The organism is Microcoleus sp. S13C4, assembly GCF_036700865.1.
Classification (GTDB): Bacteria; Cyanobacteriota; Cyanobacteriia; order Cyanobacteriales; family Microcoleaceae; genus Microcoleus.
In genome coordinates this window covers 1-17,954 of the sequence record NZ_JAUBPS010000073.1, presented here as the reverse complement: position 1 = coordinate 17,954, position 17,954 = coordinate 1, and the positions used below count along the sequence as shown (strand labels likewise).

General features: G+C 46.3%; 18 protein-coding genes. 7 read left to right on the top strand and 11 right to left on the bottom strand.

Features of this window, described 5'->3' with window-relative positions:
- Window positions 1-16: 16 nt before the first annotated feature.
- The 4 genes from QT996_RS23610 to btpA all read right to left on the bottom strand — a co-directional run bounded on the left by QT996_RS23610 (window position 17) and on the right by btpA (window position 5,576).
- Window positions 17-286: a hypothetical protein gene (locus QT996_RS23610; protein ID WP_333049462.1), complete on the bottom strand. Its 270-nt coding sequence runs from the start codon at window positions 284-286 to the stop codon at window positions 17-19.
- A 665-nt stretch (window positions 287-951) separates the two neighbouring features.
- Window positions 952-3,087 (bottom strand): CHASE2 domain-containing protein, encoded by a 2,136-nt coding sequence (locus QT996_RS23605; protein WP_445304590.1) that lies wholly within the window; start codon window positions 3,085-3,087, stop codon window positions 952-954.
- A gap of 549 nt (window positions 3,088-3,636) precedes the next feature.
- Entirely contained in the window at window positions 3,637-4,560 is a 924-nt protein-coding gene (locus tag QT996_RS23600) for a vitamin K epoxide reductase family protein (RefSeq protein WP_333049459.1), read from the bottom strand.
- A gap of 128 nt (window positions 4,561-4,688) precedes the next feature.
- Window positions 4,689-5,576 carry a photosystem I biogenesis protein BtpA gene (gene btpA / locus QT996_RS23595; RefSeq protein WP_138921119.1) on the bottom strand — a complete coding sequence of 296 codons (888 nt, stop codon included), beginning with the start codon at window positions 5,574-5,576 and terminating at the stop codon, window positions 4,689-4,691.
- Between the two features lie 401 nt (window positions 5,577-5,977).
- Between btpA and QT996_RS23590 the strand changes: the two genes are divergently transcribed.
- Window positions 5,978-6,964 carry an SGNH/GDSL hydrolase family protein gene (locus tag QT996_RS23590; protein ID WP_333049457.1) on the top strand — a complete coding sequence of 329 codons (987 nt, stop codon included), beginning with the start codon at window positions 5,978-5,980 and terminating at the stop codon, window positions 6,962-6,964.
- 283 nt (window positions 6,965-7,247) lie between these two features.
- Here QT996_RS23590 and QT996_RS23585 read toward each other — a convergent pair whose 3' ends face one another.
- The 4 genes from QT996_RS23585 to def all read right to left on the bottom strand — a co-directional run bounded on the left by QT996_RS23585 (window position 7,248) and on the right by def (window position 10,987).
- Window positions 7,248-8,300, bottom strand: coding sequence for a Gfo/Idh/MocA family protein (locus QT996_RS23585; protein ID WP_015178266.1), 1,053 nt, complete (start codon window positions 8,298-8,300; stop codon window positions 7,248-7,250).
- A gap of 289 nt (window positions 8,301-8,589) precedes the next feature.
- A complete protein-coding gene (locus QT996_RS23580; RefSeq protein ID WP_333049455.1) occupies window positions 8,590-9,933 on the bottom strand; it encodes a PrsW family glutamic-type intramembrane protease in 1,344 nt (447 codons plus the stop codon).
- 293 nt (window positions 9,934-10,226) lie between these two features.
- Complete coding sequence (locus QT996_RS23575) at window positions 10,227-10,427, bottom strand: hypothetical protein (RefSeq protein WP_199292547.1); 201 nt, start codon at window positions 10,425-10,427, stop codon at window positions 10,227-10,229.
- The gene (def, locus tag QT996_RS23570; protein ID WP_333049453.1) at window positions 10,427-10,987 is read right to left on the bottom strand and encodes a peptide deformylase; all 561 of its coding nucleotides are present in this window, start codon (window positions 10,985-10,987) and stop codon (window positions 10,427-10,429) included. Before def ends, QT996_RS23575 begins: the two co-directional genes overlap by 1 nt.
- A gap of 101 nt (window positions 10,988-11,088) precedes the next feature.
- Between def and QT996_RS23565 the strand changes: the two genes are divergently transcribed.
- Window positions 11,089-11,607: a DUF1648 domain-containing protein gene (locus QT996_RS23565; RefSeq protein WP_333049452.1), complete on the top strand. Its 519-nt coding sequence runs from the start codon at window positions 11,089-11,091 to the stop codon at window positions 11,605-11,607.
- A gap of 232 nt (window positions 11,608-11,839) precedes the next feature.
- On the opposite strand, the gene QT996_RS23560 is transcribed toward QT996_RS23565, so the two are convergent.
- Window positions 11,840-12,295, bottom strand: a complete 456-nt coding sequence (locus QT996_RS23560) for an aspartyl protease (protein WP_333049451.1) — start codon at window positions 12,293-12,295, stop codon at window positions 11,840-11,842.
- A gap of 120 nt (window positions 12,296-12,415) precedes the next feature.
- Here QT996_RS23560 and QT996_RS23555 point away from each other — a divergent pair, with 120 nt between their 5' ends.
- Window positions 12,416-13,708: a pentapeptide repeat-containing protein gene (locus QT996_RS23555; protein ID WP_333049450.1), complete on the top strand. Its 1,293-nt coding sequence runs from the start codon at window positions 12,416-12,418 to the stop codon at window positions 13,706-13,708.
- Window positions 13,709-13,805: 97 nt separating this feature from the next.
- Window positions 13,806-14,951: a mannosyltransferase family protein gene (locus tag QT996_RS23550; RefSeq protein ID WP_333049449.1), complete on the top strand. Its 1,146-nt coding sequence runs from the start codon at window positions 13,806-13,808 to the stop codon at window positions 14,949-14,951.
- 37 nt (window positions 14,952-14,988) lie between these two features.
- On the opposite strand, the gene QT996_RS23545 is transcribed toward QT996_RS23550, so the two are convergent.
- Window positions 14,989-15,612, bottom strand: a complete 624-nt coding sequence (locus tag QT996_RS23545) for a TenA family protein (protein ID WP_333049448.1) — start codon at window positions 15,610-15,612, stop codon at window positions 14,989-14,991.
- Between the two features lie 146 nt (window positions 15,613-15,758).
- On the opposite strand from QT996_RS23545, the gene QT996_RS23540 reads away from it, so the two are divergent.
- From QT996_RS23540 to QT996_RS23530, 3 genes are all read left to right on the top strand, one after another.
- Entirely contained in the window at window positions 15,759-15,896 is a 138-nt protein-coding gene (locus tag QT996_RS23540) for a hypothetical protein (RefSeq protein WP_333049447.1), read from the top strand.
- The gene (locus QT996_RS23535) at window positions 15,893-16,855 is read left to right on the top strand and encodes a glycosyltransferase family 2 protein (protein ID WP_333049446.1); all 963 of its coding nucleotides are present in this window, start codon (window positions 15,893-15,895) and stop codon (window positions 16,853-16,855) included. The genes QT996_RS23540 and QT996_RS23535 overlap by 4 nt, the downstream gene beginning before the upstream one ends.
- 84 nt (window positions 16,856-16,939) lie before the next feature.
- Window positions 16,940-17,560, top strand: a complete 621-nt coding sequence (locus tag QT996_RS23530) for a glutathione S-transferase family protein (RefSeq protein ID WP_333049444.1) — start codon at window positions 16,940-16,942, stop codon at window positions 17,558-17,560.
- Between the two features lie 96 nt (window positions 17,561-17,656).
- Here QT996_RS23530 and QT996_RS28730 read toward each other — a convergent pair whose 3' ends face one another.
- On the bottom strand, window positions 17,657-17,764 hold the full coding sequence (locus QT996_RS28730) for a transposase (protein ID WP_445304592.1): 108 nt from the start codon (window positions 17,762-17,764) through the stop codon (window positions 17,657-17,659).
- Window positions 17,765-17,954: the final 190 nt, after the last annotated feature.

Below are 17,954 nucleotides of genomic sequence, written 5' to 3'. Positions count from 1 at the left end.
TATTGAAAATTTGGGGTCAGCGCGTTCCCGTACCGTCACTTTTGGGGTTTCCGTTTGGGTCTGGTTCGTATTGTTTTGGGTAATTGGGAAACCTAGAAGTTTGGGCAACTGTCCAAACCGTGGAGGTTGAGCGCTGGGAGTCCCGCAAGCTAAGGTCTGTTGTTAAGTTGGTGGTTGAGTTGCTGGCCAGTCGAGCCGCAGTTGCGATGCCGATCGTACTCACTTGCAGGCAGGCAGCCAGGGTTGCCGTTGTTGTGAGCTGAATCAAAGTACGCATAGTATTCATAGCCTTATCTAAATCACTGATGTTTATGCACGTCCCTACAACCTATTATATCTATCAATTTCAGTAGTTCCACTGATATCTTTACATTTTCTTTAATTAACTTTTGTAAAGCTACGTAAACCTTTTTAAATCAAGGCTTTTTGGCGATTTAAATTTGATTTGTCATCTCAGTTTTTGAATCTTTTAATATTTTTTAACATTTACAGTATTGAACCCAAAACCTCTATATGTAGCGTTAAACCTAAGCACATTACCGCTATAAGTAGCACGTCAAACCATTTTTTGCTTTAGTCCTGATTGAGATGAGACGGCAATTTGCTGTAATAACTTTTATCTCTTTTGTAAGTCTATCTAATGACAGATGACAGATTATAGGAGTTTATATTATTAATTTCACTTCTTCGGACATTTTTTGAACGGTTTCAAAAAGTTTAGAGGAGTTACGGTTTCAGGAGCGAGCTATTTTTTCAAAGTTAGCTGTACATCTGAGGCCTGAAAATAATATCGCCCCACGGCTGAATTATGGTTTGAGGTCTAAAAAATGCTCAAATTTTGTCCGAAGTATTGAAATTTTAGATTAAAAAATTGAAGGATTAGAAATGACTTATGAAGCTCGTGGTTTGGAGCTGACCTACGCTTGCATTATTTATTGAAACAGGTATTAATTAAGAAAATTGATATTGATTTTTGCCGCGTTCCTTAGCACGATACATCGCAGCATCGGCATTCTTAACTAAAACCTCTGGCTCCTGACCGTCAATGGGATATAAACTAATGCCAATACTGGTAGTTACAGAAACTGTATGTTCTTCTAAAATAAAAGGCTGCATGATGGCATCGCAAATTTTTTCAGCTACTTTCGCAGCTTCCTCACGACCGGGAATTGCGGGCAAAATGACTGTGAACTCGTCCCCGCCCAACCGGGAGATTGTATCGCTGCCGCGCAAGCATTTTTTGAGCCGACTGGCAACTGTTTTTAAGAGTAAATCGCCCACATTGTGTCCGAGAGTGTCGTTGATTGACTTAAACCCATCTAAATCTAAAAAGAGTAAAGCTACCAATTCCTGAGTGCTGGAGGCTATTTCTAGAGACCGATGCAAGCATTCGTAGAACATTTGGCGGTTGGGCAAACCGGTAAGAGCATCGTGATAAGCTTGGTGGCTGAGCTCAGCATTTTTTTGTTCTAGGGCATTTGCCCGAAGTTGGCGCTCGGTAATATCTCTGATTGCTCCGACTAAAAATAGGTTGCCGGCAGCATCTTTATGCAGGGATCTTTTAGTCGCAATTAGATGCGTAACTCCGTGAGCGTCAGTAAAATATTCTTCATTTTCTCGCGGCTGGTGAGTTTGAAATACTAATTCGTTTTGCTGCCAAAATATCTCGGCTTCGGCTTGGGGAAATAAATCGTAATCGGTTCGGCAAGTTAAAATTTCTAAAGGATAGCCAATAAACCGACAATATGCCTGATTCAAAACTACGCAGCGGTGATTTCGATCTTTGACAAAAATGGGGTCGGGAATTGTATCGATTAGTGATTGTAAAAATTCTTTAGACCGTTTTAATTCTTCTTGTAAGTGAGCCAGATAACCCACAACTGCAGCACCAGAACCCACAAGACTGAGGATTGGAGGAATTAACGGTAGCCACCAACCTGCTAAAAATGCTAAGTATAAAGTGGCACTCAGACTTAGACAGATACTTAATAAACAGTAAGCCGATCGACCAAGCGATCGCAAATTCCAACTCACATTTGCTCCCGCCCAAGACCAAAGTAAAATCCACAGCAACTCCGCAGCCTCTGGCCAGACATGGATACCCCCGCGCCCGTCGAGTGCCGCACTCAAAATTTGGCTCAAGAAATGAGCCTGAAGCTCGACTCCAGGTATTTGCTGGGGAGGAGAAAACCAACCTGAACTGTAAGCATTTTGGTAAAAGTCTCTGAGGCTGGGGGCATTTGAGCCGATCAAGACAACGCGCGATCGTACAAAATCAGCAGTTACTGTGCCAGAGAGGACATCGCTCATCGATGCAGTGCGAAAACTGCCTCGCGGGCCGCGCAGGTTGGTCAAAATTTGATAGCCACGGCTGTCCGATCGAACGTAAGCACCGTCATTCGGTTGAAAAGGCCGAAAAACCCCCTTGCCTAACTGCAAGTATTTAGGATTGATTCTTGCTCGTTGAGGGGAAATCCCTTCGCTTTTGAGGTAAAGCAAAGCCAGTCTGAGTGCGAAACTTTGATGAGTTTTGCCGTCTCCGGGCCAAGCGTAGAGCAAAGTTCGCCGGACTTTTGAGTCAGCGTCGATGACAACGTTGTTGAAACCAATTCGATCGAGCTTGTCAAGTACCGGAGGCGGGCGAACTCCGAAGCGGGTTTCGTCTGGCATCAACTCAATGCCGATTAAGTTGGGAATAGTTTTAAAACTTTTGAGCAATTCGGCGTTACCCGGTTGAGTTGGCAAATCTCGGTAAATGTCGAGGCCGATCGCCCGCGGCTTGCCCGCGTGCAATTTTTGCAGCAATTGGGCCAAGACAGCATCCGAAATTGGGTAGCCGTATTTTTGCAAGTCAGCTTCCTTAATTTCTACAATGACGATGCGCGAGTCAATGGGTTCGGCCGGCCGCCAGCGCACAAAGTGGTCGAAAGCAGCCCATTCCCACACCTGAAAACATCCAAACCAGCGCATTAAAATGACCGTAGTAGCAACGGCACTCGCAGTAATCAATACTCGGCGTTCTTGATCGACCCATTTTTTGATAGTTTCTAGCATATTTTGGGGATTTGGACCTCGCCCTTTGAGCATCTAAACTACTACTACGTATCGGTTTTACATCTCCGGGGCGATCGGCTCAGTCGATTTTAGATTTTAGATTTTAGATTTTAGATTATCCAATTTTTTGGTTTTTCGGTGCGGGCGAATTGATCGACTTTAGATTTTAGATTATCCAATTTTTTGGTTTTTCGGTGCGGGCGAATTGATCGACTTTAGATTTTAGATTTTAGATTATCCAATTTTTTGGTTTTTCGGTGCGAGCGGGCTGCAAGAGCAGAAAATCGGTTCCGCAACCCAAATATGCCATTTCAACAATCATTCTGGAAGCAAAAACCCGGTTTCTTGCATTTTTATGTAAAAGTTTTAGTAGTAATTCACTGATCTAAATACTAAAAACCCACAACTTGTTTTAAAATTTTTCTTTCTGACTAATTCTTACTATTTTTTTATTTATTATAGATTATAGATGCGAGATTTTAGATTAATTTCGCAACGAGGCAACGATAAACTAAGTTAAAAACCAGGATATTTCCTGCCAATCAATCTAAAATCTGTCATCTCTAATCTCCAACTTTTCTGTTAGTTTTGAAAGTTGCGCGGGCCGGTGTAACCCGATAAATCAGCGAGTTTATCCAAAGATTGTGTCCCCGAATAAAACTGACCATTAATCTCCCAAGTCGGGAAACCTTTAACATTCGCAGCAGCAGCTTGGCAAATTTCAGCGCGGGAATTTTGCCCCCTGGGATCGCATTCAAAATAATCAATTATTTTGGCGGCTTGTTGACCGAACAGTATTTTTTGGTCGTGGCAGTGGGGACACCAGTAAGCGCCGTACTCTTTAGCGCCGATTTGTCGGAGGTGGCGGGCTAAAGCAAGTTGTGCCGGGCCGGAGGTTGTAGTGACGGCAGGGGGTTCAATTCCGGCGGTAGAGACAATAGGAGGAGGTGAGTTGACGCTGTTATAAAGTCCCAAGGCACCGATCGAACTCACCATTGCCACCAAAATGCCTGTAAACACCAACTGTCCGATATCTTCCCACTCGCGCCCGACTAGCACCAGCACAAACAGCGACAGCGAAAATAAGGCAGAAGTGACGCAATAAATACACAGATCCTGAATTTCAAAAGCCATCAAATAGATCAAATAGCTGCTGAAAATTACCATCGCAGCGGTGATGATAAATAGCGCTTGCCAAGTTTTATTTTCTAGTTGAGAGTGCAGTCCTTTCTTGGTGTCGGGATTTACAGCTTTGGGAGCCCATGCCAGGATTGCTATGCTCAGGTAAGCTAGACAGCCTAACAAACTTAAAGGCACTGTGCCAAAGACTGTAGCGTAGGGACTGTTGAGAACTTTGTCACAGCCGCTGGTGGGACAAATGACCGAGCCAGTCGTGAATTTAGCGATCGTGAGATAGGCCGTTTCTACGACGCCTATGGCTGCGATCGCTGCCATCAGAGTCCTAGACCAGCGATGAATCCAAGGGGTTGAACGTCGGCGAATCATTTTTTGATTTGGTAATGGGGGAATTGGGAATTGTTGACTGTTGACTAATGACTGTTAATTGTTAACTAATGACTGATAACTGATAACTGATGACTACTGCCAACTGCCAACAGTCAACTATTCTCATTTTACGTTTTACTTGTGACTTTGCCCGGTTCCGGTGTGGGCCCTCTTGAGCCATTAGCGTCTCTGTTTTCCTGTTCGCGTTCTTTCTGTGACAAGCTACGGCGGGCGGCTTCTACAAACTGACTGACGCGGATCGGATCGATTGGCTGCTCGATGCGGCCGTTTCGCTTCAGGGAACTCGATACGATTACGCCGTCAGCGGCCTGCATGAGGGTGGAAATGTTTTCCCACGAGGCGCCGCTGCCGATGAAAACTGGAATTCCCGCTGCTGCTGCACTCGCGAGTTCTAAGTCTTCGAGATTGGGAGGGCTACCCGTTGTCCAGCCGGAAAGGATTACGGCGTCGGCTAAAGCTCGCCCGATCGTCTCTTGAACGGCTGTGGTCAAGTTGGGGCTGCCTAGGGGGCGCCCGTGCTTGACTAACACGTCTGCTAATATTTTGACATCGCTGCCCAATTCCCGGCGGTAGCGCAGTAGCTGGTGAGCTTGGCCTTCAATTAAGCCTTGGTCTGTAGCCATGATGCCGTTGAGGACGTTGACGCGGATGAATTGAGCTCCTGTGCAGGAGGCGATGGCGATCGCGCTGTGGGCGTCGTTTCGCAGCACGTTAACGCCGATCGGCAGCGTCACGAGATTTGTTAGCCTCTCAACTACCAGAGTCATCGCACTTACCACCGCCGGATCTACGCTGTCTTTAGCAAAAGGAGCGTCGAAAAAGTTCTCGACTATGATACCGTTTGCGCCACCAGAAGCCAGCGCTGTAGCCTCTTGCTCGGCTCTTCCGATAATAGCTTTGAGGTTTCCGCCCCAGCGGGGAGAAGTTGGCAAAGGCTGTAAATGTACGACACCGATTATGGGATTCGGCGTTTTGAATATTTGTTTTAAGTCCACGGATTTTCCTGAAACCACCAAGTTCACTGACGGCTGACGGCGGATTTTGACGGTATATTCTAGAATTCTATATCCACGAGGGCGATTCGGTTGACTTAATCGGGTTGCCAAGTTGCTCAAAGCCCGACGGCATAACATTTTAGATTTTAGATTTGAGATTTTACAAGGACCACCTACTTACCTCACTCCAAGAGGGATACTTGCTTCAAGGCACGAGTCCTCAAAAGCCAAAAAAGTTTAGATTTTAGGGAGATTTCCCAGGTTCATCTGTGGAGTCCATGCTTTAATCTTTAATCTAAAATCGACTGACTACAATCCGGGTTGAGAGTTTGACTGCAGTTGCATTCTTTTTTATACCTTGGTGTCGGCAGGGGTTTTTCCTTCTTTATCGAGGTTAAGTGGTGAAAGTTTTTCTCATAATTTTGGCTGTCACCGCAGGATTGTGGGCAGCAATCGAAGTGATGCTGCGGGTGCTGCTGGGTTTTGGCAATCCCTTGATTTACATTGCCGATGCCGAGTGCGGCTATTTGTTGGCGCCCAACCAGAAGGTGCGCCGCTTGGCTAACCGGATTGAGATTAACGAGTATTCGATGCGTACTGGATCGATCGCCCCGATACCCCCTCCAGAAACTCTGCGCGTCTTGCTGTTGGGAGATTCTGTCGCCAACGGCGGTTGGTGGACACATCAGACAGATACGATCTCGGAAATTATGGCTCGGGATTTGAGACTGCAAGTACAGAATCGGGCGAGCGATGCACAATTAGGTTCACAAGTCAACTATTCAGATTTTGAAGTTCTCAACGCCTCAGCCAATTCTTGGGGGCCGAGGAATCAACTTGCTTACGCCAAGCGGTTTGGTGTTTTTGGGGCAAATGCTGTGGTGTTGCTGCTCAATACGGACGATTTTTTTGCATCGGCTCCCTGTCCTCGGGTTGTGGGGCGCGATCGATCTTACCCGGATCACAAACCCCGATCGGCTACGCTAGAGTTATTCAGCCGCTACCTGCTCCCTGCAGCGCCGGCTGCCCCATTACCACCAGCCGTAGCTACAAGCGGCGATGTAGTAGCCTGCAACTTAGAAGCTATTCGCCAAATCCAGAAAATAGCTGTATCCGCCAACGTCGAGTTTTTGCTAGCCGTCACGCCGAAGCGGGGTGAACTCGGCGGCCCGGGCCCTCGCGACTGGGAAGTCAATGCTAGAGCGCGTCTCGCCGAACTCGTAGAAACAGAGAAAATTACTTACATAGATTTTCTTCCCATTTTCAATTGTGCGGCCGAATTTCCAACTTTGTATCGAGACAGCATTCACCTGAGTCCTCAAGGAAATCAGCTAGTTAGCAAAACCATCAGTCGTCAAATAGTCGCTTTTTTTTGGCATAAATCGTGACTTCACCTAAAGACGGATACTTGCCCACGACTTCTGTTGTCGAGAGCAAAAAACTTTAAACCTTAGTTCAAGCCCCCACATTCATCTGCGGAGTCAATCTTAAGATCTAAAATCGTTCGACTGAGCGCAACTCGACGCTCGCACTCGCCGAACTTCTCACGCCGAATTGTCCAATCTCAAATCGACTGACATCGAATCCGGTTGCATGGGAACAGTTACCCTCTTCAACGAACAACAAACCCAAACTGTAAAAGCACCCGGAAACGACAGGATTTGTCTCGATTTAGCTAACTTGCAAAGTAGACTCTAGCTCTTTCGGATACCAAGCTTGACCGTCGAGAGCCATTTGCTCGATCGAACTCGCAAGTCGCAGAGCTTTCAGAGCTTGTTCTCCTCCCACAGAAGGCTGATTTCCACCCCGCACGCAATTAATAAAATGCTCCAATTCTGCGTGGAGCGGTTCAATATTGCTGGTGTAAACTTTCTCGATCAACCCATCTTGACGGTAAAGCACCTGACCGTAATCCGTCACGTAATTGGCGGTTGTTTGTCGGTGAATCAAGATTTCGTTGTTGAGAAAATCTGCCTCTGTCAGAGAATTTTTGCAGTGAGCCACGATTGAACGGAGTTTGCGGTGCGTCACCTTACTGGCAGTCAAGGTGGCGACAATGCCGTTAGCAAAGTTCAGCGTCGCTGTCACGTAGTCTAAATAACCTGAATCTGAGGCCCTGCTGCCGCTGGCCGTCAGCTTCACCACTTGGGAATCTGCCAATTCCAGGAGCAAGTCGATGTCGTGGATCATTAAATCCAAAACTACCGATACGTCGTTAGCCCGCTGGGAATAGGGACTCATCCGGTGAGCTTCCAATGCCAGTAACTCTTCAGTTTTCAGCACTTTGCCGAGTTCCTGAAAAGCTGGATTGAAGCGCTCGATGTGACCCACTTGTAAAATCCGGTGGGCCTCAGCAGCCGCGTTGACCAAAGATTCGGCTTCGGCAATGCTAGCCGCGATCGGCTTTTCAATTAAAACGTGAACACCCGCTTGGAGACAAGACATCCCCACAGGGTGATGCAGGCGAGTTGGAACGGCGACGCAAACTGCATCTACGTGGGCGAGCAAATCTCGGTAGTCTTCAAAGAAGCGAACCCGGTATTTGCTTGCTACATCTATTCCCCGCTCTACATTTATGTCTGCAACACCCACGAGTTCGATATCTTTTAGCAAGCTCAGAACTCGCGTGTGGTGCTGGCCCATATTGCCAACCCCAATCACCCCAATGCGGAGGGGTTCAGGTTGACTTCGCTGGGCGAAAACGTTTGCGTATCCCAATGACATCCTATCTAGCACTCCTGGATTCTCCTCCACCACCACAGGAATCAAGCCCCTTGGCTTCCCTCAGCTACTCACAGCCATCCAGATAGTACCACAGTCAAACTATTTGTGAAGAATTTCTAAGAGAAGGAAGGATCAAGACGACAGAAGGCTGACGGCTGACGGTAGACGGTAAAATTTGTAGAAATTATTAATTGACACAAGGTACACTTTATGGTAAAGGAGGGTCGAATTACGTGACCTCAAAATTGCCAGAGGAAGGAAACAACCTTAAAATTCAAAACTTGATCTCCTACCTTCTACCTTCAGAAAATATTCGAGTTGCAAAATTTTGCTCTCGATTCGGAGACAGAGCTCTGGCTTTCAAAATCGCGGCTACCAAAAACGCATAGGACAAAACTCCCACCAACGCCAGCAAAAGTACGCTGGCGGCTCCTGACGCATTCCACAAAGCGTGAAGTGCGGAAGCACTGAAATACCCTACGCCCAAAATTTGCCAGCGCTTCCTGGGTTTGAGGGCGCTCAAACCGATAAAATATCCCAAATAGCCACTGTAAGCCATGTGTCCGGCAGCGGAACCCAAAATGCGGGGAATGAGCAACTGCAATCCTACTAATTGTCCCGCCTCGGCCCCTGCTTGCAGGGTGACATTTTGGATGACATTGGGAACGTACTGTCCCAGAGTTTCTAACAGTGTAAAGCCGACTGCCGAGGCACTTCCTAACAGAATTCCGTCTAAAGGTTCCCAAACACCGATTCGATCGCGCCACGGATTTTTGAGCCAATTTCCCAGCAGCATCGCTCCCAAAACGGGCAGGGCTTTCAGCAATTCTTCCATCAGACCCGCCCCGAAAAACATTCGGGTCAAAAAAGGCAAAAAACTGATTGCTTCGCCTTCGGTTGGCAGGCGACCGGGCAAAATTTCTCTAAATACTAATATAAATCCAATTAATAAGGGGCTGATCACAATCAGGACTGTAGCTAAAGCCGAACCAAGCAATACCCACCAAGGCTTGTGTTTGCCGCACAGTTGATAGATAAAGTAGTAAGCCGCACCGGCGAGGTAAGCTGACAGCAGTAAGTTGAATGCTGCGGAATTTCCAACGGCTACAAACATCGACACGACAACAATAACTGTGGCGATACCTGGATATAAGTAAGCTTTTTGGCTTAATTGTTTGCCAGTGGAGGCGATCGGGAATAATTGAGTTAAAGTGAGAGCATCTTTTTCGCTACCAGCAAAATTGCCCGTTTGTGGTGCACGGAATCCGGGTTGATTTTGGTAAGGGGTTACGGGAGATTCAAATATAAATTCAGGGCCGTCAAGGCCGAGACTGATGCGATCGCCTGTTTCTAAAGTTTGGCAGCCAGAGAGCTTTTTTCCGTTGATATAAGTTCCGTTAGCGCTGTTGAGGTCGCAAATTTCCCATCTCGTCAAAGTACCCTGGGTTAGGGGACGGATCATGGCGTGGCGACGCGAAACCATGCCGTGACCGATCGACTCTAAAGTTATTTGACAATTGCGATCGCGTCCGATGACCAATTCCCCATCTTCACAAAGTTGGTACTTGGATGCTGGCGTTCCCACAGCGTCTTTGGCTGGCACTTGTCGCAGAAATCCGATTTCATTAGTCATGAGTTATGAGTCATCAGTCATCAGTCATTAGTGATGAGTTCGCGAGCTGTTAGCTGATGTTATTTTTGGGCAGTCTTTATTCCACAGTGATTAGTGATGAGTTCGCGAGCTGTTAGCTGATGTTATTTATCCGCTATTTTTATGCCACAGTTATTAGTTGTTAGGTGCTAACTAATGACTAATAGACATCTCCAAAAATTCTTGTGGAGATTAGGGGTTAGGCATCCTGCCTGCCCAAAACCTACTTTTCTGGAGATGTCTAATGACTAATAACTCATGACTAATAACTCTGCCTATAGATTTGCCCTGGCATCCTGAACGGCTGCATAGAAAAATATGCCAGTTAGCGGTACGCTCAGGGCGAGGATGATGCCCGTGACTAAATTGCCAAGTTGAGCTTCTCCCGATGACAGCTCAAAGATGGAGCCGACTGCCGCGATCGCAGTGATGCACGAAAGAGCTAAGAGTAAACCACTTTTCGGAGTTCCTGCCATCATACTGATTTTACTGCCTTGGGGGAAAATTTATGCTTGACTAATGCTTCATTCAGTGCAAGCTTGTTTTCTACTCTGTCTACAAATAGCACTCCGTTGAGGTGATCCATTTCGTGCTGAATTGCCCTAGACAGTAACTCTGTTGCTATCAGGGTTTGTGGGCGGCCGTATTCGTCGCGGTAGGAGACTTCAATGACTTCTGGGCGTTTGACTTCTAAATAAACTCCCGGAATGCTCAAACACCCTTCTTGCAAAATGCAGATATCGCTGCTGCTACTTTTAATGGTGGGATTGATCAAAACCATTGGGGGTGTGGCGGGGTTTTCCGGGTCACAGTCGAGGACGATTACTTGTTTGTTGACTCCGACTTGGGGGGCGGCCAAACCGATACCGTCGGCACTGTACATGGTTTGCAGCATTTCTCGGACTAGCTGCCGAATTTCTGCATCGACACTTTTGACGCGCTTAGCTGGCTGCCGGAGGACGCGATCGCCTAATGTGTGTATTGTTAGGGGCGGTTTTTCTAACTTTTTCTTTTCAATCAAGACCTGAGCCGTCATAGAACCTCGCGGGATGTTGGGAACCCCCCAACGAAAGCTGTTGGGGAATGAAATTGGAACCAATACTATTGTTTTCAATATTAATCTAATTTTAAGTAGCCATGACTGGAAACACACCAAACCAACGGCCGGTTATTTCTCTGAGGCTTTCGCCTGTTGTAGTGGCGGTAGAGCTTTTGGGTGCGATCGCGATTTTGCTGGCTGTTTTGCTCATCGTCAAGTTTTGGGCGGTTTTGCCCGATCAAATTCCGATTCATTTCGGCTTGGGGGGGCTGGCTGATGCTTGGGGCGACAAGGTGACGATTTGGCTCATGCCCGCGGTTGCGGCCCTTATTTTTGCGGTTTTAACTGCGGTATCCCGCTATCGGCATACTTTTAATTATCCGGTACAGATTACTTCTGAGAACGCTCACCGGCAATATCTGTTGGGGCGAGGCCTTTTGGTTTGGCTGAAGGCGGAGATTTGCTGGCTGTTGGCGTTTGTGGTGCGGCAGCAAATTCTTGTCGCTTTGGGCAATGCTCAAAGGTTTAGTCTGGAGTTAGTTTTGGGGATAATTGTTTTGATGTTTGGGACGGTTGGCGTGTATTTGCTCAAGGCTTATTCTGCTCGCCAGATGTAGGGTCAAAAACTTACATATACCTACAAACTGGGTTTTTAGATATATTTTTTGCCACCGTTAATAATATATAATTTCTCCAAAATACCTAAATTTTCTTGGTAATGAGGAATAAATTACTCAAAATTTTATGAGGAGTTTAGTCCTCACTACAAACATTTTGAAGGGCGGATAATTGACTGGAGATGATAGGAATACCAGGCGAGAGGTTTGTGTTAGGGTAAACGCCGATCGACTAACCCATCAGATACGTTTGCTGATTGTTCATCGGCAATACTCGCAACCGTCGATTTTTTAAATCAGGTTCTAAGCCCAGTTCTTCCATGGGAATCACGCCCAGCAAAACAGCGGAAACGCCTTCGGGTAACTCTAAACAATCAAATCTCCATTCTCTCCCCTCTACAATAATTTGAGCGTCGGCAAAAATTCGACCTTTTTTGATGCCCGCTGATGTTTCTACATCTCTTTCTCCTACTTGTATTAAGCCTAACTGGCTAATAATGCGAGCTGGCAAGGAAAGCAGAGTTGTTCCGGTATCGACAACAACGTTATCGAGGGTAACCGACCGAACTTCCTCAACAGAAATAAATCCCCGTTCTGCCATAACTCGATCGATGCGATTCGTGACGGTGATTGTAGTGATTACTTGACCCATTTGTTTTTCTTGAAGATTGGGGAGTACCAGGGTCATAGTATGTTACCTCTTTGAGTGTAATTAGTAGATATTTCTATTGTAATGCTATCTAGAATCCTGCGAAAGTTAGTTAAAATCGTTTTAATGACCGGCTAAAATTAGAATTTGCCTCAACGCATGACACCAGAAAACAATTCTTCTCAACCCACTCGCCCTGAATCTAACGTGACTTTAGAAAGTCTGAACGGTGCGAGCCCTACTGTGCCACCAGAATCAGGGATAATCGTCGCTACTGCTGAACCCGAAAAACCGGTGCCACCGTCTCCAGCTCGCAAGGTTTTTTTGCCGCAGCAGCCGGAACAAACGACTACTGAGAAGTCGGGGTCCGTGCTGACGCTGGGGTTGATCGCAGCGATGATTTTTGGGCTGGCCAATGACAACATTTGGCTGGGCTTAATTGGCGCCGTGGGTGCGATCAGCATATCGCTGCGGCTGATGTGGCCGAGTTGGGGCAAAATCTGGGCGCAGGTAATTCCGCCGACTTGGCGAACGCTGATCGTCGCTTGCTTCGGGCTTTTAGCTGGGATTGTTGGCTTGCTGATGCTCAGCGGTACTAATACTGAACCGGGAAGCCGCAACATCCAAATCAACTGGGACGCCATCGGCGCTCTCGGCGAGCTGATCGGCGCTTTGGGCCAAATTTTGATCGCAATTTTAGGCGTTTATGTGGCTTGGCGGCAGTACGTGATCTCGAAAGATTTGACGATTCAGCAAAACAGAATTACGCAGCAGCAAACGATCGATGCTTATTTTCAAGGGGTTTCAGACTTAGCTCTTGACGAACAAGGGTTTTTGGAAGACTGGCCGCAGGAAAGGGCGATCGCAGAAGGCCGCACCGCTGCAATTATGAGCAGTGTAGATGCTGAAGGTAAAGCTAAAATTCTGCGGTTTTTGTCGCAGTCGAGATTGGTTACTCCTCTGAAGCGCGATCGGCTTTTAGGCCGCCCCATCCTTGACGGTGACGGTGGCTACGCTGAAGATAGAGATCACGGTATCCGCGTTATCGATCTCAATGTCATGTTAGCGGGTGCTGACCTGGCTGGCACTGATTTGCGGTGGACGGATTTGAGCGAAGCCAACCTCGTCCGCGCTAATCTCAGCAAGTGCGATTTAGTGAAAGCCAACCTCTCGCGCGCTGTCTTGTACGACGCCAATCTCGCTCGCGCCGACATGAGAGGTGCCGCATTATTCTACGGCTCGGCACAAACTGCATCCCCCCGCAGCCGTACCGAATTTCCCAACTATCAAACGGGTGAACATACCGGCGCTGTGGTTGAACGTGTTGATTTCACCGGTGTCAAGCGGCTGTCGGAGGATCAGCGCTATTACTGCTGCGCTTGGTGCGGCTCGAAGTCGAGAGAGACTATTCCCGGCGGCTGCGAAGGGATTCCCAATAAACTCGGACGTTAAAATTAGCAGTACGGGTGTACTTACGTATATATTTGGCGATGGCTCGGCAGCGGACTATACTTTAATTTTAAATCTAGAGTCTTGCGCTGCTTTAGCCATGACAAATACTGATTTAGGGCTAGAAGTAATTCCTCCGCGTCCGCGCTCCAAAAGCAGGGACGGGTTAATTTTTGTAATTGCTATGTGGTTTCTGAGCCGATCCATAATTGCGATCGGGATGCAAGTAATTGCTCCTTTAGTCTGCAAGAACCCGCCCGTGTATCCCTGGCCACCTCTGGGTTTTGTCAGTGGCTTCCTTCCCAAAAGTGGCTGGGAACTGTTTTCGCATTGGGACGGTAAATGGTACACCCAAATCGCTAATTTAGGCTACAGCTATGCAAATGACGGGCAGCAGCATTCCGTTGCCTTCTATCCGCTTTTTCCCTTACTAATTCGGGGGCTGATGACCCTCGGAATGCGAGCCGACGCTGCAGGGGTATTAATCAACTCTTTGGCGTTTTTGGGTGCGTTATTGGTGGTGTACTTTTGGGTAGAGGAGCGATACGATGCTGGTGCAGCGAAGTGGACAACTGCTGTGCTAGCTTGGTCTCCGTTCTCACTATTTTGCACTGTCATGTATACAGAAGGATTGTTTGTGTTCCTGACAGCATCGGCTTTACGAGCTTTTGAGAGGGGCGAGTATATTTGGGCTGCTTTTTGGGGAGCTTTGACGACTGCTACTAGAGGCCCAGGAGTAGCCCTGATACCTACTTTTTTGCTGACAGCTTGGAGGGAAAAAAGACCTCCCCTCGCTTATACTGCGGGTTTTGCTAGCGGGATCGGGTTCTTTTCATTTATTTTATACTGTGCTATTAATTTGGAAGAGCCTTTAGCATTTATTCACATCCAAAAAGCCTGGGGTCAGCCTACTTGGTTGGAAATATTTAAAAACTTTTTCAGTTTCCGCTTGTACGCTGCTACTAAAGTTGGGATGGTTTTTGGCGGTTGCTATTTGTTGTGGTATTTACGAAAAAGGTTGAGCATTACAATCATTTGCTTCGGTTTTTGCTCTTTGGCCCTGCTGGTTACTTCGGGAGCGTTACAATCGGTAGAGCGCTACGCTTACGGTATTGTGCCGCTGTCAATAGGTCTTGGCTTGTTATTGGCGGCCAAGCCTCGTTGGGGTTACGGGTTGATGGGATTGTTTGGCGTATTTCTGCTTTACGTTTCCGTGAGATTTGCTAGTTGGCTGTGGGTAGCTTAGGGGCGATCGCTCTTAATATCTTTTGCCCAAACTTAATTTACTCTCTTTCCCAAGCTGCCTGAAAAAAGTCTCTTTCACAGAGCATAGCGTAGCGATAGGTTGCTTCTACTTCCGACCCAGCTTCTGCGTAGCGATCGACCAAACTTTCCAGCCGTTTTGCTAAAATCTCAAAATTAGGGCTGCTATAGGTGAAAATCCAGTCGCTAAAGGCGTGTTCCGGTATATTAGGTTTAGCTAGCTGCTGTCCCAAAAAAGCATATAACCGCAAGCAAGGAGTCATCGCGGCTGCTGTCAAACCGACACCGCTTCCCCAGGCTGTCGCTAATAAAAAATCTGTGTAGCGGCGGGTAGCAATTTTCGGTTTAGCCTCTTGCAAGTTTACCCCCCATTTGGCTGCATATCCTTGATGCAACCGAAGTTCTTCTAAAACACCGCTGCAGAGATTGTGGAGAATTTCAAACCCCTCCCAGTCGGGTGCTTTTGCAGCAGCGATACTGTAAGCGCGAGCGAATGCTCCCAGAAAAAATGCGTCTTGTGCAACGTAATATGCAAAACTATTTTGGGGGAGGCTGCCGTCAGCAATGCCTCTGACAAAGGGATGTTGCAGACAAGCTTCGCTTAAGTCTTGATTTGCTTGCCAAAGATCATTGGAATTTGTCATGCAATTTTGAATCGATGGGTTATGATTGTAACTTTTCTAGTCTGAATAAACATCTATGATAACAAATGTTTTCGCTGTGCGTCAGTCTTATGGTATCTTTATTTTTCGTATTTAATAAAATAGATAAGTTTTGGTAAGCTGCTATTTTGTCTACTGCTGTTGTCTGGCTCAAAAAGCGAAATTACGTGCCGAACCTCTCTCGTGAAGCAGCCAGCGTGTGTGGGGAAAAAGAAACTTTTGATTTAACGGTTGAAAAGCCTATTTTTGAACAGAAACTGCAATGAACGATACACCTAAGTATTCTTTGGTAATTCCTATCTATAACGAAGAAGAAAATCTCGCTGAATTGTATCGGCGAATTAGTGCCGTGATGGCTCGAATGGACGGCCCAGTAGAATTAATTTTAATCAATGATGGTAGCCGCGATCGCTCTCTCGAACTTTTGCGAAAATTGCACGAACAAGACTCGCGAATTAGTTATCTCAGTTTTGCCCGCAATTTCGGCCACCAAATAGCTGTAACTGCTGGCTTAAACTTTTCTACTGGTCAAGTTGTAGTCATCATGGACGGCGATTTGCAAGACCCGCCAGAGCTAATTATAGATATGGTAGAACAGTGGCGGCAGGGCTATCAAGTTGTTTACGCTCAGCGCACTCACCGCCGTCAAGAAGGTTGGTTTAAGCGGTTGCCAGCTTATATGTATTATCGCATTTTGCGGAATCTTGCTGATGTTGATATTCCCATAGATACGGGAGATTTTTGTTTGATGGATAGGTGCGTGGTGGACGTACTCAATGCCATGCCTGAACGCAACCGCTACATTCGGGGATTGCGCGCTTGGATTGGTTTTAAACAAACGGCGGTTAAGTTTGAACGCGATCCGCGTTTTGCTGGCGATGTTAAGTATACGTTCAGTAAATCTTTTGCTTTGGCGATGAACGGTTTAGTGTCTTTTTCAAAAGTTCCTCTGCAACTGTCGATTTATTTGGGTTTATTTTCGGCTTTCGTGTCTGTTTTGATGGCTTTTTTGGTTTTGTATTGGCGTCTTTTCTCTGCAGGTTCGGCATTAACTGGTTTGACAATTGTGATTATGGCCGTTTTCTTTTTGGGTGCGGTGCAGTTGGTTAGTATTGGGATTTTGGGCCAGTATATAGGGCGTATTTACGAGGAGGTGAAGGGCAGGCCGCTTTATACGCTGGCAGAAGTGGCTGGTTTTGGCGATCGACACCGATCGCCAAAATAATTTTAGGAGACAACAGTTAACTCATCGTGCTTAAATTATCTAATTTATGAGATAATTTAAGAACGTAAAATCTTCTCAAGACTCATGTTTAAACTTTACGAGTATTCCCCCTCGGGCAATTGCTATAAAGTTCGCTTACTCTTAACTCAACTTAATATTCCCTTCGATCGCATAGAAATTAATATTCTCCAAGGAAAAAGCCGCAGACCTGAATTTTTGGTCAAAAATCCCAATGGCCGCATTCCGGTGTTAGAAATCGCACCGGGTAAATTTCTCTTTGAATCGAATGCAATTATGTTTTACTTGAGCGAAGCAACTGACTTTTTCCCAACAGATAAATTTGAACGCGGTCAAGTCATGCAGTGGTTATTTTTTGAACAGTACAGCCACGAACCTTTTATTGCTACTTCTCGCTTTTGGTACATGACAGGAAAAGCTGAAGAATATCAGGAAGCACTTCAACAAAAACAAGCACCGGGTTATGCTGCTTTAGGAGTGATGGAACAGCATTTAGCAAACCATGCTTTTTTTGTAGGCGATCGCTATACTATTGCTGACATCGGTTTATTTGCTTACACTCACGTTGCGGGTGAGGGCGGATTTGACTTAACGAGATTTCCCGCAATTAAAAGTTGGATAAATCGAGTAAAAAATCAACCTCGATATACTCCCTTCCCGCTAGAAGACTATAGAATGAGGTTATAAATATGTTGAATCGTGTTGGCAATTTGGATGGGAGCCTGCAATTGTTGGGTTTAAAAAAAGGTTTTTATTCGCATTTCAACCTGCTCGATACTTTTGTCACTTGGCATCCGGATGTAGTAGTCTTAGTCGGAACAAATGAATTAGATATTCGACTAAATTAAAATTCGGAGAATATGGTGGTGTATAAACAAATTCAACTGTTATCTGTTGCTCAATCTCTGATGTGAATAACTCAGCGCATAAATAACGCTACAGCTTATATTTATGCGCTGGGGGGGTGACAACCCGCCTGAAACCCATATTTAGTAAGGATTGAGCTGAGATCTTGCACCATTCTCAATTAGCCCTTGCATTTTGTGCCAAAATGTGAAAAAAAGGACGTATAAACAATGGG

Excerpts from the sequence above, each read along its gene's own strand:
- QT996_RS23610 (WP_333049462.1), bottom strand. The coding sequence starts at position 286 with ATGAATACTATGCGTACTTTGATTCAGCTCACAACAACGGCAACCCTG.
- QT996_RS23605 (WP_445304590.1), bottom strand. The coding sequence starts at position 3,087 with ATGCTCAAAGGGCGAGGTCCAAATCCCCAAAATATGCTAGAAACTATC.
- QT996_RS23600 (WP_333049459.1), bottom strand. The coding sequence starts at position 4,560 with ATGATTCGCCGACGTTCAACCCCTTGGATTCATCGCTGGTCTAGGACT.
- QT996_RS23585 (WP_015178266.1), bottom strand. The coding sequence starts at position 8,300 with ATGTCATTGGGATACGCAAACGTTTTCGCCCAGCGAAGTCAACCTGAA.
- QT996_RS23580 (WP_333049455.1), bottom strand. The coding sequence starts at position 9,933 with ATGACTAATGAAATCGGATTTCTGCGACAAGTGCCAGCCAAAGACGCT.
- QT996_RS23575 (WP_199292547.1), bottom strand. The coding sequence starts at position 10,427 with ATGGCAGGAACTCCGAAAAGTGGTTTACTCTTAGCTCTTTCGTGCATC.
- def (WP_333049453.1), bottom strand. The coding sequence starts at position 10,987 with ATGACGGCTCAGGTCTTGATTGAAAAGAAAAAGTTAGAAAAACCGCCC.
- QT996_RS23565 (WP_333049452.1), top strand. The coding sequence starts at position 11,089 with ATGACTGGAAACACACCAAACCAACGGCCGGTTATTTCTCTGAGGCTT.
- QT996_RS23560 (WP_333049451.1), bottom strand. The coding sequence starts at position 12,295 with ATGACCCTGGTACTCCCCAATCTTCAAGAAAAACAAATGGGTCAAGTA.
- QT996_RS23555 (WP_333049450.1), top strand. The coding sequence starts at position 12,416 with ATGACACCAGAAAACAATTCTTCTCAACCCACTCGCCCTGAATCTAAC.
- QT996_RS23550 (WP_333049449.1), top strand. The coding sequence starts at position 13,806 with ATGACAAATACTGATTTAGGGCTAGAAGTAATTCCTCCGCGTCCGCGC.
- QT996_RS23545 (WP_333049448.1), bottom strand. The coding sequence starts at position 15,612 with ATGACAAATTCCAATGATCTTTGGCAAGCAAATCAAGACTTAAGCGAA.
- QT996_RS23535 (WP_333049446.1), top strand. The coding sequence starts at position 15,893 with ATGAACGATACACCTAAGTATTCTTTGGTAATTCCTATCTATAACGAA.
- QT996_RS23530 (WP_333049444.1), top strand. The coding sequence starts at position 16,940 with ATGTTTAAACTTTACGAGTATTCCCCCTCGGGCAATTGCTATAAAGTT.